Below are 15,535 nucleotides of genomic sequence, written 5' to 3'. Positions count from 1 at the left end.
TGGCGGCGAGGCGCCGCCGCGGTCTGTGACTACTGCTCGTCCTCTTTCAGTTCTTCCAGTTCCGCCTCGACCTCGGAGTCGTCGACCGACACGTCCTCGGCGCCCTCGCCGTTGGCGTCGACGTCCGGCGCCTCCACGTCCGCGGCGTCGACCTCGACGTCCTCAGTTCCGACGTCTGCGCTCCCGGAGTCGGACCCACCGCCGGCGTCGACGCTCTCGTTCTCGGTCTCCGTCGTTCCCTTGCCCATCTCGCCTTTCAGCGTGTCCAGTTCGGCGTCGACGGAGCTGTCGGTGCTGAGCTGTTCGAGTTCGCGGTCGATCGAGTCCTTGTCCGAGAGGACGTCGTCGAACGCGCCGGTCTCCTGCAGTTCGTCCATGGCCTGCGAGCGGGCTTCCATGTCCTCGGTGCGCTCCTCGGCGCGCTCGATGGCGCGACCGACGTCCTCGAACTCGTCGCCCGCGCCGGTCATCGCCTCGGAGACCTTGGCGCTGGCCTCGGCGGCCTCGTAGCGGGCCTTCATCGTCTCCTTTTTGGTGCGGAACTCCTCGATGCGGCTCTCGAGCTTGTTCTTCTGCTCGACGAGCTTGTCCTGCTGGCCCTGGAGCTCGGCGATCTGGCCCTCCAGGTCCTCGATCTGGTTCATCTTCTGCTTTTTCTTCTCGAGGGCCTTCCGGGCGAGGTCGTCGCGGTCCTGCCGGACCGCCTCGCGTGCCTGCTCGTTGTGCTTCTCGACGTTCTCCTCGAGCCGGCGCTTCTGGATCTCGAGGCGCTTTTTCTGGGTCGTCAGGTCGGCGATGCCCTGCTTGACGTCCTGGAGCTGGTCGCGAAGTTGCTCGTAGGAGTAATCGAGCGTCTCGGAGGGGTCTTCTGCCCGGTTCAGGACAGCGTTGATCTTCGAGCGGACGACGTAGGAGGCGCGCGAGAGTATTCCCATACCCCCGCTTTGTGCCCGAGCCTTTAATTGTTTTTCAGCCCGAATTTGCCGCTCCGACGCACGAACGCCGGCCCGCCTGCCCCGTCTCACCGGCACCGATCCCCTCCCGCCGGCCCGACCGGCGAAGCGGAATCGCCGATCGCCGGTACCCGACCGTGACGCGAGCGCTGGGCGACCCCGGACTGCCGATTTCACGACCGAGATTCGCGCCCAAACCGTTATTGCGGGCCTCAGAGACAACTGGATCAATGAGTCCTGCGGCCACCGACGATATCAGGGTCCTCCACGTCGACGACGACCCGGACATCGCGGAGCTGACGGCGACGTTTCTCGAACGGGAGGACGAACGGTTCGTCGTGGACACGGTCGGCGACGCGGACGAAGGGATGGACTGCCTCGCGTCCGGGGTCTTCGACTGCGTGGTCTCGGACTACGACATGCCGGGCCGCAACGGGATCGAGTTCCTCGAGGCGGTGCGCGAGCAGTACCCGGACCTCCCCTTCGTCCTGTTCACCGGGAAAGGGTCGGAAGCGGTGGCCAGCGACGCCATCTCCGCGGGCGTGACCGACTACCTCCAGAAGGAGGGCGGGACCGACCAGTACGCCGTCCTCGCCAACCGCGTCGCAAACGCCGTCGAACACTATCGGACGCGCCGGCAGGCCGAGCGGAGCGAGAACCGTCTCCGCGAGATCGTCGACTCACTGCCGGAACATCTCTACGTCGTCGACGAGAACGGAACCTGCCACCTCGCCAACGAATCGCTTGCGGCCTTCCACGGGACGACCGTCGCGGGGCTCGAAGGGTCCGCGGTCGATGAGTTCCTCGACGACGAGATCGCTGCCGGGCTCCGCGCGGCCGTCTCGAGGGTCATCGAGTCCGAATCCCCGGAGCGACTTCACGAGGTCGAACTGACCGATGCGTCGGGTGAGGCCCGGGTCTTCGAACCGCAGTTGCTCCCCTACGAGTTCGCCGACGCCGAGTCGGAGTCCGTGCTCGGGATCTCCGTCGACGTAACCGAGCGCCGGGAGCGCGAACGTGAACTCGAACGGACGAACGCGCTGCTGTCGACGCTGTTCGACACGCTCCCCGTCGGCGTTCTGGCGGAAGACGAGTCACGGAACGTCCTCACGGCGAACGCCCAGCTGTTCGACCTGTTCGAGCTGCCCGGGGCGCCCGAGGACGTCAGCGGGTCGGACTGCGAGCGGCTGGCCGAGACGATGGCCGACTCGTTCGCCGACCCGAACGGGTTCCTCGACCGGGTCGACGAACTGGTAGCCGAGCGCGAGCGAGTTCGCGACGAGGCGCTCTCGCTCCGGGACGGACGGACCCTCTCCCGGAGTTACCGCCCGATCGAACTCGCGGACGGCGACGGCCACCTCTGGGTGTACCGGGACGTCACGGCCCAGAAAGCGCGCGAGCGGAAGCTCAACCGACTCCAGGAGCGGACGCGCGCCCTCATGCACACGCGGACGAAGACCGAGACCGCTCGGATCGCGACCGACGCCGCCGACGAGGTCATCGACGCTCGACTGAGCTCCGTCCACCTGATCGACGACGCTGGTGAGTCCCTCCGGCCGGCCGCCATCGTCGACTCGGTCCGCGACGTGTTCGACGACATCCCCACGTACCCCCGGGACGCTCCCGAGGGGACCCGCGCCGCGCTCGTCTGGGACGTCTTCGAACGCGGTGAGCCGCTCCGCATCGACGACGTCCCGGAGTACGGCGGACTGACCGAGGGCACGCCGGCCCGGAGCGTCATCCTCTACCCGATGGACGACCACGGCGTGTTCATCGTCTCCTCCGACGAACCGGGCGCGATCACCGAGACCGACGAGACGCTCGTGGAAATCCTCTCGACGACGCTCACGACGGCCCTCGACCGCGTCGAACAGGCCCGCCGCCGCCGTGAACGCGAACAGCGCCTCGAACACCTGCAGGACGTGACCCTCGATCTCATGCAGGCCGAGAGCCGGCGGGAGATCGCGGACCTCGTCGTCGCGGAAGCCGAGGACATCCTCGGATTCCCGCTCGTGATGGTCCGTTCGTACGATCCTGACGAGGAGCGACTCGACCCAGTCGCGTCCAGCGACAGCGTCGCCGAGGTGTTCGACGATGGCCCCACGCTCCCACAGGAGAGCGAACAGTTCGTCCGGGACGCGTTCGAGACCGGCGAACCGCAGACCTTCGACGACGTGAGCCGGTACGTGGGCGACGACGCCGACACGCCGCTACAGAGTCTGCTGGTCTTCCCGCTCGGCGAGTTCGGGACGCTGTCGGCCGGGTCGACCGAGCCAGCGACCTTCGACGAGACGGATCTGTTCCTCGGCCGAATCCTCGCGACCGCGGCCAACGCGGCGTTCGAGCGCGCCGACCACGAGTCCGAACTCAGGCGCCAGCGCGACGAACTCGAGCGGAAAAACGAGCGCCTCGAGGAGTTCACCAGCGTCGTCTCCCACGACCTCCGGAACCCGCTGACCGTCCTGAACGGCGCACTGGAGATGGCCGAGGAGACGGGCGCTCCCGAGCACTTCGAGCGGTGTCACCGCTCGGTCCAGCGGATGGAGAACCTGATCGAGGATCTGCTGGCGCTGTCGAGACAGGGCGAGACCATCGCCGAGCCCGAGCCCGTGGATCTGGGGCGATCCGCGAGGGACAGCTGGCGGAACGTCGAGTTCGGCGACGGCGAACTGGTCGTCACGACCGACCGAACCATCGTCGCCGACGGCGACCGCTTCCCGCAACTGCTTGAGAACCTGTTCCGGAACGCGCTGGAACACGGCGGCGGCGACGTGACTATCACGGTCGGTGACCTCGACGACGGGTTCTACGTCGCCGACGACGGCCCCGGTATCTCGGAGGACGTTCGCGACCACGTGTTCGAGTCCGGCTTCTCGACCTCGCCGGAGAACACGGGCTTCGGCCTCGCCATCGTCGAACGGATCGCAGAGGCCCACGGCTGGACTGTCGCGGCCACTGAGAGCGACGCCGGCGGCGCGCGCTTCGAAATCACCGGCGTCGAAACAGCACCGCGAGTCGACAACGGCGACTGACGCGATCTCTCGCGTCGGATCCGCTCGCAGAATCGGACACTGATTGCAGCGGACTACTCGCGGGGATCTCTGCTAAGTACGTCTGCGAATTGAGCGGCATCCTACCATTCACAGCGTATTCTGTGGTCGTCGATATCTTCTTCTTCGAGACGAGGAGAGAGGACCAGTAATTTTCGGACGCGGTCGCCCGTCTCGGGAACTGCCGATCGGGTGATGGTTGGAGGCGCTTCCGGAGTGAACGTCCGCTGTTCCGTGCCGGTACTCGCCGCGATAGCGTGTCCATCGATCGCTATCGCGACCTGCCACCCCGCACAGGCTAAACTCCGCGCAGTTCCTTCGGTGTAGGGCTGTTGGGTATCCATTACCACGAACTCGTAGGATATCCCATCGGGCCCCTGATACTGACCGATGATACCGTCGTCAGCTCCCAATGGTGACCAGGCACCGTGGTTTTCGCGGATGCCGCGATAATCCCACTCGCCCGTCGAATCTGGTAGGAACGACCCCGGTCCGGAATCAGTTACAGTTCCTCGTGAGGTGTCGGTCTCTCTGTTTTGCGACGTCTTCGTCACGCCGGAGTTCGTCTCGGAGTCGGCACCTGGTTTCGGTGTCGGATCAGAACCGCTGTTCGAACAGCCCGAAGTAGCTGTGAGAACAGCAGTTAGTCCGAGACAGAACTGTCTCCGATTCATTAATTCAACGACAGAGTCGTTTGGTAAATACTTTCTCTGTACTGAGCGGTTCCGATTCTGTCCCCTCCCCCAGATCCGACGACAGTTTTGAGGGACTGACTCGCCTCTGTACAGCTATGAGCGAACCGGTGGTCCTCCCCGGTGCCCGCGACGTTCGGGGCACGCTCGATACACCGGACGGGGAAAGCAGGGAAGATCCCCCGGCTTGCGTCGTCGCCTGCCCGCCACATCCGCAATTCGGCGGCTCGCGGTCGGACCAGCGCCTCACGGCGGTCGCCGACGCGCTGACCGAGCGCGGGATCGCCTGTCTCCGGTTCGATTACGGGCCGTGGGACGAGGGTGCCGGCGAGTTGCGGGACACGCACCAGTGCGTGGACTGGGCGCGCGAGCGCTACGACGCGGTCGGGCTGTTCGGCTACAGCTTCGGCGGCTGTCTCGCGCTCGTCGCCGCAGCCGACGAGTCTGATCTCGCTGCCGCCTCCGCGCTCGCCCCCGCTCCCCAGATAGACGAAGACATCGACGCCGTCGCCGCGATCGAGGCGATCACCTGTCCCGGGCAGGTCGTCTACGGCGAGCGTGACGACACCGTCGAGTGGCGGCCGGTCGTCGAACGAGCGGAGGGTTGCGGGTTCGCAGTGACCGAACTCGCCGCCGACCATCACTTCGTCGGGCAGGCCGATGCGGTCGCCGACGCCGTCGCCCCGTTCCTCGCCGACGCGCTCGACTGACCGGCGCCTCGAACTCGGGGTCGCGGGTCAGTCGAGGCCGGACAGCGTGATGTCGCCGAAGTCGGATTCGACCCTGAGACGGTGATCGGCCCCGCCCATGTCGGCCTCGACGCGCTCCTCGTCCGCGTCGACGCTGACGTCGCCGGGCAGGCCCTCGGTCGATATCTCCCCGCCGTCGGTGACTGCGAGCACCCTGCACTCGACCGACGACGCCAGACGCAGTTCCACCTCGGCGTCGTCGACGACCACGGCCCCGTCGGAGTCGAGTCCCCGTATCTCGGCTTCGACGTCGCCGTCGTCGGTCCGGATCCGGTCGACGTCGGTGGCCCCCCTGACGGTCACGCCCCCGTCGTCGGTCTGGATCCGACCGACACCGGCCTCCGTGACCGTCACGTCCCCGTCGTCGGCTCCGGCCGAGACCGTCCCCTCGGCGTCGTCGATCTCGACGTCCCCGTCGTCGACCGTGACGTCGACGTCCCCGGCGACGCCGCTGACGGTCGCCTCGCCGTCGTCCACCATCAGCGTCAGGTCCCCGTCGAGGTCGGTGATCTCGCCGTCGCCGTCGTCGACGGTCGCGTCGAGGTCGCCGCTGACGCCCTCGACGGTCAGCGACTCGTAGTCGGCGGCGACCGACGAGACCTCGACGGAGTCCGGGACGGTCACCGACAGGTCCGCGGTCGTCGCGTGGACGAGTCCGTCGCCCGTCTCCCTGGCGACCGAGAGGGAGAGTCCGTCCCCCGAGCGGTCGCGCCGCAGGGACACTTTCGAGAGTGCGTCCTCGTTCCCGAAGCCGTCGCGTTTGGTCAGTTCGGCGACGACGGCGTCGACGTCGCCGGTCCTGACCGACAGGTCCCCGTAGTCGTTCTCGACGCTCAGCGGCCCCGCCGCGTCGAACTCCTCCGTCACGGTGGCCGACGCCGACTCGACGGTGACACAGCCAGCGCTCGCGCCGAAGGCCACCGTCGCCACCGCGCCGAGGAACCCGCGTCGACTCCGTCTCCCGCTGTCGGTCGTTCGTTCGTCCGGGTCGGCGGATCCGTCACCCGTCCACCGGGTTCCCACGTTCGTTCTCATGACAACTCTCTGTACTCCCCCACGCTACCTAAAAATCGACAGGGAGTCAGGCCCCCGGAAACTCTGGGAAACACTTAAGTAGACGATGTCGCCCCACCGGGTCGATGCGAACGCGACGCGGGTGTCGGGAACCGGGTCCTGTTGGACGAACGATGGAGAACGAACGGGTCCCGAAACGGTTTTGGGCGGTCACCGCCGACGGTCAGTATGCCGACGGAGCCAGAGACAGAGTACGACGAAACTCTGGGGAACAAGTTCGTTTTCGTCACTGGGGGCGTGATGTCCGGTCTGGGCAAGGGCATCACCGCCGCGAGTACCGGGCGCCTGCTCTCGAATGCCGGGTTCGACGTGACGGCAGTCAAGGTGGACCCGTACCTCAACGTCGACGCGGGCACGATGAACCCCTTCCAGCACGGGGAGGTGTACGTCCTCAAGGACGGCGGCGAGGTCGACCTCGACCTGGGGAACTACGAGCGGTTCCTCGACATCGACATGACCTCGAAGCACAACGTGACCACGGGGAAGGTCTACCAGTCCGTCATCGAGAAGGAGCGGTCGGGCGACTACCTCGGGAAGACCGTCCAGGTCATCCCGCACGTCACCAACGGCATCAAGCGGCGCATCCGCGAGGTCGCCGAGGGCAGCGACGTGTGCCTCATCGAGGTCGGCGGGACCGTCGGTGACATCGAGGGCATGCCGTACCTCGAAGCCCTCCGGCAGTTCGCCCACGAGGAGGACGAGGACGACATCCTCTTCGTCCACGTCACGCTCGTCCCCTACTCGAAAAACGGCGAGCAGAAGACCAAACCGACCCAGCACAGCGTCAAGGAACTGCGGTCGATCGGGCTCCAGCCCGACATTCTGGTCGGCCGCGCCGACGACCCGCTCGACCCGGAGACCAAGGAGAAGATCGCCCTCTTCTGTGACGTCCCCACGGACGCCGTCTTCTCGAACCCCGACGTCGAGGACATCTACCAGGTCCCGCTCGTCGTCGAGGACGAGGGCCTCGACGAGTACGTCATGGAGCGCCTCGATCTGGCCGACAGCGCGCTCCCCGAGAGCGAGCGCCACAACGAGTGGCGCAACCTCGTCACCCAGGAGCAGACCGGCTCGATCGACGTCGCGCTCGTCGGGAAGTACGGGCTCGAAGACGCCTATCTCTCCATCTACGAGTCGCTGAAACACGCCGGCCTCGCCCACAACGTCAACGTCGACACCGAGTGGATCCACGCCGAGAAGCTCGCCGACGGCCACGACGGCGAACTGGCCGACGCCGACGCCGTCGTCGTCCCCGGCGGGTTCGGCTCGCGCGGCACCGAAGGCAAGATGGAAGCCATCCGCTACGCCCGCGAGAACGGCGTCCCCTACCTCGGCCTCTGTCTCGGCTTCCAGCTCGCGGTCGTCGAGTACGCCCGTAACGTCCTCGGACTCGAGGGCGCCCACTCCGCGGAACTCGACGAGGACACGCCCCACCCGGTCATCGACATCCTGCCCGAGCAGGAGGGCGTCGACGACATGGGCGGGACGATGCGCCTCGGCGCACACGTCACCGAGATCGAGGAGGGTACCGTCGCCCACGAGATCTACGGCGCCGACACCTGTACCGAGCGCCACCGCCACCGCTACGAGGTCAACCCCCAGTACATCGACGATCTGGAAGCCGCGGGCCTGCGCTTCTCCGGGAAGTCCGGTCGCCGGATGGAGATCCTCGAACTCCCCGAGCACCCCTACTTCGTCGGGACGCAGTTCCATCCCGAGTTCCGCTCGCGGCCCGGCCGCGCCAGCCCGCCGTTCGTGGGCCTGCTCGGTGCCGCGCTCGACCTGCAGGCCGAATCGGGCGACGAGGAACTCGCGGCGAATCAGTAAACCGCCGATCGGCTTCGATTTTTCACGCCGTCGTCAGCGCGATCAGTCGGTCGCCCGCCATGGTCTCGCGATAGAACAGCGACTCCTCGACGACCGCCGGCGGGAACCCGAGTTCGCCGTCGCGACTCCAGCGGACGGCGCCCGATCCCGCGTCGATGGCGTGCAGCGTCCCGTCCGTCCCCATCTCGGACGCCCTGGTCCACAGATACACCGTCTCGCCGGCGACGCGCGGACGAGCGTTCCCCGGTTGCACGTACGTCGCAGCGGCGCCGACGTCCGGCGCCCAGTCGTCGATCCGCTCGCCGGTCTCCAGGTCGATCGCCGCGACGCCGGGTTCGGCGTCCCGTCCGACGTAGACCCGGTCCCCTGTGACCGCCATCCCGGTGACGATCGCGTCGTCGCTGTAGGTCCAGAGATGCTCCTCGGACCCGACGTGAACGGCCTCGATAGCGGTCGTCCCCGACTCGAAGTTGTGCGTGAACAGCGCGACGTCGCCGGCGACCGACACGTCGACCGGAGCGTCCTCCTCGTCGAAGGTCCGCTTCCAGCGCTCCTCCCCCGTCTCGCTGTCGAACGCTCGCAGGGCCTTGACGTCGGCCGCGACGATGGTGCCGTCGTCGGCCAGCCCCGCGCTCTCCGTGAGCGCTACCTCCTCGGAGGTCTGCTCCCAGCGGACCTCGTGACTCTCGGTGTCGATCGCCGTCAGGTACGTGTCGCCGATCGCGTACCGCCCGGAGACGACGTAGAGGGTCCCGTCTGTGTGGAGGAGATCCCCGTAGTTCGACCCGACGTGCCACTGTTCGTCGCCCGTCGCCGGGTCGAGCGCTTTGAGACCGTTATCGTCGAAATAGTAGACGCTCCCGTCGTGGTACGAGGGGAACGGGAAGGCCTCGTCGTGCATCTTCGTTACCCACTCCTCCTCGCCCGTGGCCGCGTCGAAGGCCTTGCAGTCCCAGCGGTCCGCGCCGGAGTCGTCCTGGCGCTTTGTCCCGACGAAGACGCGTCCGTCCGCGACGACCGGCCGCGTCACCTCCAGAAATCCGCGCTCCCATCCCAGCTGGACGGATTCGCCGGGACCCCTGCCGTTCGGATTCGAATAGGTGTTCGCCGTGTCGTAGGCGTCCATCGGCCACGATCCTCCGACAGCCACCTCGGTGTGCCGGTTCAGTTCCCCCTGCGAAAGCTCCGTGTTGCGTTCCGTCTGTTCTCCTGATTGTTCGTCGTTCTCGGGCTGTTCGTCGTCGTTTCCGGACTGCTCACTCCCTTCCCCAGCCGCATCGTCGACTCCCCCGGTCGGCGTCCCGTCGGCGGATCCCCCGCCCAGGCAGCCCGAGAGCGACGTTCCAGCGACCCCAGCGGCCAGCACAATCGCATGCCGGCGCGTGTATTGCCGTTCGTCTCCCATAGACATGTGGTAGGTCAACGGGTAGACAATAAGCACTGTCATTTCCTGTGCGGCAGGGACGTACGACGAAACGATTCGGGCGTGACCGTCGGGCGGACGGAGCGATCGACGGTCGGTAGCTGGGTATCGACGTACGAGCGGTGAATCGTCGAAGCGTCCCGACTCAGGGGGGCGTCAGTGCCATCAGCCGGCGGCCCTCGTACATCTCGCCGAAGAAGACGGACCCGTCGCCGATCAGCGGTGGTTCCGAGTGGTACTGCCTGGACTTCCACTGGGTTTCCCCGCTGTGGGCGTCGATGCAGTGTAGCTCTGAATCCGCGAACGACACGCCCCTCCACGCGTACAGCGTGTCTCCCGCCAGTTGAACCCGCGGCATGAGGTCGGTGACGTAGGTGGTGATCGCGTCGACCTCCGTCGACCACTCCGATAGCTCGTCGCCGCTCTCCGCGTCGAGCGCGAGAACTCCCGGCTCCTCGAGGCGACCGGCGTACACGTTTCCGTGCCCGAGCGTGAGCGGGCCAGCCAACCCCTCGTCCTCGCGCGTCCACACCGATTCGCCGTCCGCCACTCGGAGTGCCTCGGCGGCGACGACTTCCCCGCCTTCCTCGTGAGTGAAGTACGCGACCCCGTCGGCGATCGAAACGTACCGCGGTATGCGTTCGTCGAACGATTTCGTCCAGACCGTCTCTCCGGTCTCCGTCTCGAACGCCCTGACCGCGTTCTTCCCCGGAACGACGAGCGTCCCGTCCGCAGAGACCGCACTCCCCCAGTTGGTATCCTCCACGTTTTCAGTCCGCCAGCGTTCTTCCTCGCTCTCGAGGTCGATCGCAGCCAGGGTCCCGTCGCCGGTGACGATGTACATCACCCCGTCCTGTGGGAGCAACTCCCCGTAGACGGTCTCGATCTCGAACACCTTCTCGGCGGTTTCGGGGTCGAGACCCACTAACGGGCCGTCGTAGGTGTAGACGAGCCCGTCGTAGAACACGAGCGGGCTGAACTGCTCGTACTTCAACTCGGTCTCCCACAGCGTCTCACCGTTTTTCGGGTCGATCGCTTCGATGAATTTGCCGTTGCCTTTGCGAATGTACAGCCGGCCGTCGGCGAGAATGGGACCCCCCGAGTCGGGTAGATCCCGTATCCACGCCTTCGTGCAGTCCGCGTCGGGGCCGGAGTAGTCCGTCGTCGCGGCGCTGTTCTGTGGGTTCTGCCCGTACATGGGCCAGGATCCGCCGGCAGTCGCGACCGCGTCGAACTCCGGCGTCGGCGTCACCTCCTCGTCGTCTCCGCCCCCGTCGTCTCCGCCCCCGTCGTCCGCCCCGGTTTCGCCGCTATCGCCCCCCGATTTCGTCCCGGTACCGTCTCCGCTTTCCCCCGACTGGCCGTCACCGTCTCCGCCCCCCAGACATCCCGCGATGGAAGCGCCGAGCGCCGTCGAGCAGCCAGCGATCCACTCGCGTCTCGTCACCGGTTTTCGATCGGACATTTAACTGTTCGGTGCATATACAATCACATTTACTAACTGTTTTGGTTGGCTGTGGGCCTGCGGTCTCGCGGACACGACACCGCGGCGGTCCGGAAGTGGTCACCACTGCGGGTGGGGACTCACGGCCGCCGGCGAACGCCGAGTTCACAACCGTTTTAGCCGTGCCAGTTCGAGAGCGGATATGCGAACCGAACGAAAGTCAGCTTCTCCCTCTCCGGCACTGGACCACGAACGGGGTGTCGCCTGATGGTCGACGTCGACTCCTTTATCGACGAGAAGGTCGAGGAGATCGCCGACGCGGTCGGCGACGCGCACGCCGTCATCGGCCTCTCGGGCGGCGTCGACTCCTCGACGGCGGCCGCCTTGGCCTACGAGGCCATCGGCGACCAGCTGACTCCCGTCTACGTAGACACTGGTCTCATGCGCAAGGGCGAGACCGACCAGATCCGCGAGACCTTCGACTACATGGAGTCGCTGCGGATCGTCGAGGCCCAGGATCGCTTCGTCGAGGCGCTCTCCGGCGTCACCGACCCCGAGGAGAAACGCCACATCATCGGCGAGCAGTTCATCCGCGAGTTCGAGGAGGTCGCCCGCGAGGTCGAGGCCGACTACCTCGTGCAGGGGACCATCTACCCCGACCGCATCGAGAGCGAGGGCACCATCAAGTCCCACCACAACGTCGGCGGCCTCCCCGAGCGCATCGACTTCGACGGCATCGTCGAGCCGATGCGCGACCTCTACAAGGACGAGGTCCGCGAGGTCGCCCGCGAACTCGACCTCGAGGAGATCATCTCCGAGCGGATGCCGTTCCCCGGCCCCGGCCTCGCGGTCCGCATCATCGGCGAGGTGACCGAGGAGAAACTGGAGGTCGCCCGCGAGGCCAACCACGTCGTCGAGGAGGAACTCGAGGAGCACGAGCCGTGGCAGGCGCTCGCCGCCGTGCTCGGCAAGGCCACGGGCGTGAAAGGCGACAACCGCGTCCACGGCTGGGTCGTCGCCGTCCGCTCCGTGGAGAGCCGCGACGGCATGACCGCCCGCGCCCAAGAGGTCGACTGGGACACGCTCCAGCGCATCCAGAGCCGCATCACCGGCGAGAACGAGAACGTCTCCCGGGTCCTCTACGACGTGACCCACAAGCCGCCGGCGACCATCGAGTACGAGTAGCGACGCCTCGAGCCAGACCGAGGCTCGATCGACCCGGCCGACGTCGTGACGCTCTTCGAGGGACTCGAACCGGGTGAGAACTTCGAGCGACCCATCGCTTTGGCGGTGGGATTCAACGTGGACTCACGTTCTGTCCGCCGCTAAGCAAGGAGGATAGCCACCGTTCACCGTCAGCGTCCCGCTGTTCACGCGCACGCCCACGGTGCGCGAATCCGTAGTTTGAGAGCCGACAACTCGTGTTCTCGGGGACAATCTGTTCCACGGCGATGCCGTATTCGTTGCCGTCGTCGAAGACTACCATGTACAGCGCGTCACGCCCGAACTGGCTCGTTCGAAGACAGCGGCTAGTTTTCCCCGCGCCCTGCGATTCCGTTCTGGCCGTACGAGGATTTACTCCCCGACTAGTCTGCTCTTTGTCCCCACACCCAGCCAATCGGTGCCGATATATATCACAAATACTATCGAACAATTTTATAATTATGTAACATAATGGCTATATTTGATGTACGGTAAACATCTTGGGGGGCGGCGTGGGAGGACCACGTCGACCGACGAGGGGACTAGAGCGACGGACGAACGATCGATCTCGCGGCGGGAGGCGCTGAAGGCCGTCGGCGCGGGAGCGGGGATGCTGGCGGTTGGAACGTCGGCGGTGACCGGCCAGACGACACAGGACGGGTACAGAGTGCCGGCGAACTCCGAAGGACCGCGGTGCCTCTACCTGAACGACTTCGGTGGCGAGGGTGACAACCAGCAGGGGTTGATCCACTTCCTGCAGTACGTGGACTACCTGCGCGTCGAGGGCATCTGCTCCACCCAGCCCCTCGGGAGTACGAGCGAGATCAACAGTCAGATCGACATGTACGCGGAGCACTACGAGAACTACGTCACTCACTCGGACTACCCTACGCCGGACGAGCTTCGTAGCCTCGTCTATTCGGGCGCGTCGAGTACCCAGTCCGGGTCGACGCCGTCGGGCGTCAGCGAGACTGCCCAGCGTATCATCGACCGTGCGAACGCCGACAGCGAGGACCCGCTGTACGTGTGCGTCGGCGGATCGATGACCGAAGTCGCTCAGGCGCTTCACGAGGATCCCTCGATCACGGACTCGATCCGGGTCCACTCGGTCGGCTCCTGGAACACCGAGCAGGATCCCAACGCACGGGACTACGTCTACAACGAACACCCCGACCTCTGGTGGGTCGAGAGCGACGACGCGTACGTCGGAACGTGGACCAGTACGAACGTGGACACCTGCGAGTACATGGAGAACAACGTCCACGGTGTCGGGGCGTTCGGCGACTACTGGGAGACGATCACCCCCTGCTGTAACGATACGGGCTGCTGGCAGACGGGTGACTTCTTCACGTACGCGCTGTTGTTGCACGGCGATCCGTCCGATCCGACGGGCGCGTCCTGGGGCGGTAGCTGGCAGCCGACGGACCACGGTTCCGACTACTGGACGGACGGGTCGGCGAGTAGCGTCGGTCGGTTCGCCGACGAGTACTTCGCGGACTTCGCACGGCGTCTCGAGTGGGGGGTGACGGAAGGCATCCAGGACGACCAGCCACCGACGACGCCGGGGAACCTCTCCGCGTCGGACGAGACGCAGACGACGGTCGACCTGTCGTGGGGGGCTTCGACCGACAACGGCGAGGCCGGTCTGGACCACTACGTGGTCTCCGTCGACGGGTCATCTCACACCGAGGTGCCCGCGGGAACGACGAGCACGACGGTTTCGGGTCTCGCGCCGGGGACGAGCTACGAGGTGAGCGTCACGGCCGTCGACGGCGTGGGCAACACGTCCGATCCCGCGAGCACGACGGTCACGACGACGGGCGGGTCGGTCGTGACGGCGATCAACGCGGGCGGAGACAGTTACGCGTCCGGGGGGATCACCTACGAGGCGGACCCGCTGACGGAGGGCGACACGAATTCGACCGGTGACGCCATCGAGGGCACGAGCGACGATACCCTGTACCAGACCGAACGCTACGGAGAGTCGCTCACCTACGACCTCTCGGTGCCGAACGGGAGCTACACGGTGCAGTTGCAGTTCGCGGAGATTTACTGGAACAGCACGGGCGAGCGATCGTTCGACGTTGCCGTCGAGGGCACCCAGCAGATCTCGGGACTGGACCTCTACGCGGAGGTCGGCCACGACACGGCACTGGTCGAGACCATCGAGGGCGTCACCGTCTCCGATGGCTCGCTGACGATCGAGTTCACCGCGAGTGCCGACAACGCGAAGGTGAGTGCGATCCGCGTGTTGGACTCCGACGACGGTGGCGATGGAGACGAGACCGCACCGACGACGCCCTCGAACGTCAGTGTCGACGGGACGACGGCCTCGTCAGTCGACCTCAGCTGGGACGGCTCGACGGACGACGGCGGCTCCGGTATCGACGCCTACAACGTCTACGTCGACGACAGCCTCGACCACACCGTCTCGGCCGACTCGACCGGCACCACCGTCACTGGCCTCAGCGCCGAGACCCAGTACACGCTGGGCGTCTCCGCGGTCGACAGCGCCGGCAACGAGTCCGACCAGGCGACCGTCACTGCGACGACCCAGACGTCGAGCGACACCGAGGCACCGACGGCCCCCTCGAACCTTTCGACCGACGAGACGACGGCTTCCTCGGTCGACATCTCGTGGGACGGCTCGACGGACGACGGCGGCTCCGGCCTCGACACCTACAACGTCTACGTCGACGGCTCCCGGGACCAGTCCGTCGCGGCTGACACCACGTCCGCGACCGTCTCCGGGCTCTCCGCCGACACCGAATACGCCATCGGCGTCTCCGCGGTCGACGGCGCCGGAAACGAGTCCGACCAGGCCACCGTCTCCGTCACCACCGACGCCGACGGCGGCGGTAGCGACCCGATCGCCACGATCGACCCCAGTACCACGTCGGCCAGCACAGGCGACCTCGTCCAGTTCAGGGTCACCGAGGAGACCGGTTCGGACACCTGGATCACCGACCTCCAGTGGGACCTCGGCAACGGTAGCACCGGCAGCGGCTGGTACACCGACGAGCGCTACCAGTCCGCCGGCACCTACACCGTCACGCTCACGGCGACCGACAACGAGGGGAACACCTCCACCGACGAGGTGACCGTCACGATCAGTTGAAC

Annotated in this window: 10 protein-coding genes; 5 read left to right on the top strand and 5 right to left on the bottom strand. The window is 66.4% G+C overall.

The annotated features are described in order from the left end of the window. Positions 1-29: 29 nt before the first annotated feature. Positions 30-935 (bottom strand): PspA/IM30 family protein, encoded by a 906-nt coding sequence (locus AB2U09_RS16245; protein WP_459193785.1) that lies wholly within the window; start codon positions 933-935, stop codon positions 30-32. Between the two features lie 248 nt (positions 936-1,183). Here AB2U09_RS16245 and AB2U09_RS16240 point away from each other — a divergent pair, with 248 nt between their 5' ends. After that, a complete protein-coding gene (locus AB2U09_RS16240) occupies positions 1,184-3,985 on the top strand; it encodes a sensor histidine kinase (RefSeq protein ID WP_459193784.1) in 2,802 nt (933 codons plus the stop codon). Between the two features lie 101 nt (positions 3,986-4,086). Here AB2U09_RS16240 and AB2U09_RS16235 read toward each other — a convergent pair whose 3' ends face one another. Continuing rightward, positions 4,087-4,677: a hypothetical protein gene (locus AB2U09_RS16235; RefSeq protein WP_459193783.1), complete on the bottom strand. Its 591-nt coding sequence runs from the start codon at positions 4,675-4,677 to the stop codon at positions 4,087-4,089. A gap of 116 nt (positions 4,678-4,793) precedes the next feature. On the opposite strand from AB2U09_RS16235, the gene AB2U09_RS16230 reads away from it, so the two are divergent. After that, positions 4,794-5,405 (top strand): dienelactone hydrolase family protein, encoded by a 612-nt coding sequence (locus tag AB2U09_RS16230; protein WP_459193782.1) that lies wholly within the window; start codon positions 4,794-4,796, stop codon positions 5,403-5,405. A gap of 27 nt (positions 5,406-5,432) precedes the next feature. Here AB2U09_RS16230 and AB2U09_RS16225 read toward each other — a convergent pair whose 3' ends face one another. Then, positions 5,433-6,479: a hypothetical protein gene (locus tag AB2U09_RS16225; RefSeq protein WP_459193781.1), complete on the bottom strand. Its 1,047-nt coding sequence runs from the start codon at positions 6,477-6,479 to the stop codon at positions 5,433-5,435. Between the two features lie 207 nt (positions 6,480-6,686). Between AB2U09_RS16225 and pyrG the strand changes: the two genes are divergently transcribed. Beyond that, positions 6,687-8,345: a CTP synthase gene (gene pyrG / locus AB2U09_RS16220; protein ID WP_459193780.1), complete on the top strand. Its 1,659-nt coding sequence runs from the start codon at positions 6,687-6,689 to the stop codon at positions 8,343-8,345. A 22-nt stretch (positions 8,346-8,367) separates the two neighbouring features. Here the strand turns inward: pyrG and AB2U09_RS16215 are convergent, their stop codons facing one another. Then, positions 8,368-9,792 carry an outer membrane protein assembly factor BamB family protein gene (locus AB2U09_RS16215; RefSeq protein WP_459193779.1) on the bottom strand — a complete coding sequence of 475 codons (1,425 nt, stop codon included), beginning with the start codon at positions 9,790-9,792 and terminating at the stop codon, positions 8,368-8,370. 121 nt (positions 9,793-9,913) lie between these two features. Beyond that, positions 9,914-11,233, bottom strand: a complete 1,320-nt coding sequence (locus AB2U09_RS16210; protein ID WP_459193778.1) for a PQQ-binding-like beta-propeller repeat protein — start codon at positions 11,231-11,233, stop codon at positions 9,914-9,916. A 246-nt stretch (positions 11,234-11,479) separates the two neighbouring features. Between AB2U09_RS16210 and guaA the strand changes: the two genes are divergently transcribed. Together guaA and AB2U09_RS16200 are read left to right on the top strand one after the other, a co-directional pair. Then, positions 11,480-12,397, top strand: coding sequence for a glutamine-hydrolyzing GMP synthase (guaA, locus tag AB2U09_RS16205; RefSeq protein WP_459193777.1), 918 nt, complete (start codon positions 11,480-11,482; stop codon positions 12,395-12,397). A gap of 502 nt (positions 12,398-12,899) precedes the next feature. Further along, the gene (locus AB2U09_RS16200) at positions 12,900-15,533 is read left to right on the top strand and encodes a fibronectin type III domain-containing protein (protein WP_459193776.1); all 2,634 of its coding nucleotides are present in this window, start codon (positions 12,900-12,902) and stop codon (positions 15,531-15,533) included. Positions 15,534-15,535 lie beyond the last annotated feature (2 nt).

This window comes from Halosimplex yunnanense (assembly GCF_054504345.1).
This window is presented reverse-complemented; position numbering and strand designations above follow the sequence as displayed.

Excerpts from the sequence above, each read along its gene's own strand:
- AB2U09_RS16245 (WP_459193785.1), bottom strand. The coding sequence starts at position 935 with ATGGGAATACTCTCGCGCGCCTCCTACGTCGTCCGCTCGAAGATCAAC.
- AB2U09_RS16240 (WP_459193784.1), top strand. The coding sequence starts at position 1,184 with ATGAGTCCTGCGGCCACCGACGATATCAGGGTCCTCCACGTCGACGAC.
- AB2U09_RS16235 (WP_459193783.1), bottom strand. The coding sequence starts at position 4,677 with ATGAATCGGAGACAGTTCTGTCTCGGACTAACTGCTGTTCTCACAGCT.
- AB2U09_RS16230 (WP_459193782.1), top strand. The coding sequence starts at position 4,794 with ATGAGCGAACCGGTGGTCCTCCCCGGTGCCCGCGACGTTCGGGGCACG.
- AB2U09_RS16225 (WP_459193781.1), bottom strand. The coding sequence starts at position 6,479 with ATGAGAACGAACGTGGGAACCCGGTGGACGGGTGACGGATCCGCCGAC.
- pyrG (WP_459193780.1), top strand. The coding sequence starts at position 6,687 with ATGCCGACGGAGCCAGAGACAGAGTACGACGAAACTCTGGGGAACAAG.
- AB2U09_RS16215 (WP_459193779.1), bottom strand. The coding sequence starts at position 9,792 with ATGACAGTGCTTATTGTCTACCCGTTGACCTACCACATGTCTATGGGA.
- AB2U09_RS16210 (WP_459193778.1), bottom strand. The coding sequence starts at position 11,233 with ATGTCCGATCGAAAACCGGTGACGAGACGCGAGTGGATCGCTGGCTGC.
- guaA (WP_459193777.1), top strand. The coding sequence starts at position 11,480 with ATGGTCGACGTCGACTCCTTTATCGACGAGAAGGTCGAGGAGATCGCC.
- AB2U09_RS16200 (WP_459193776.1), top strand. The coding sequence starts at position 12,900 with ATGTACGGTAAACATCTTGGGGGGCGGCGTGGGAGGACCACGTCGACC.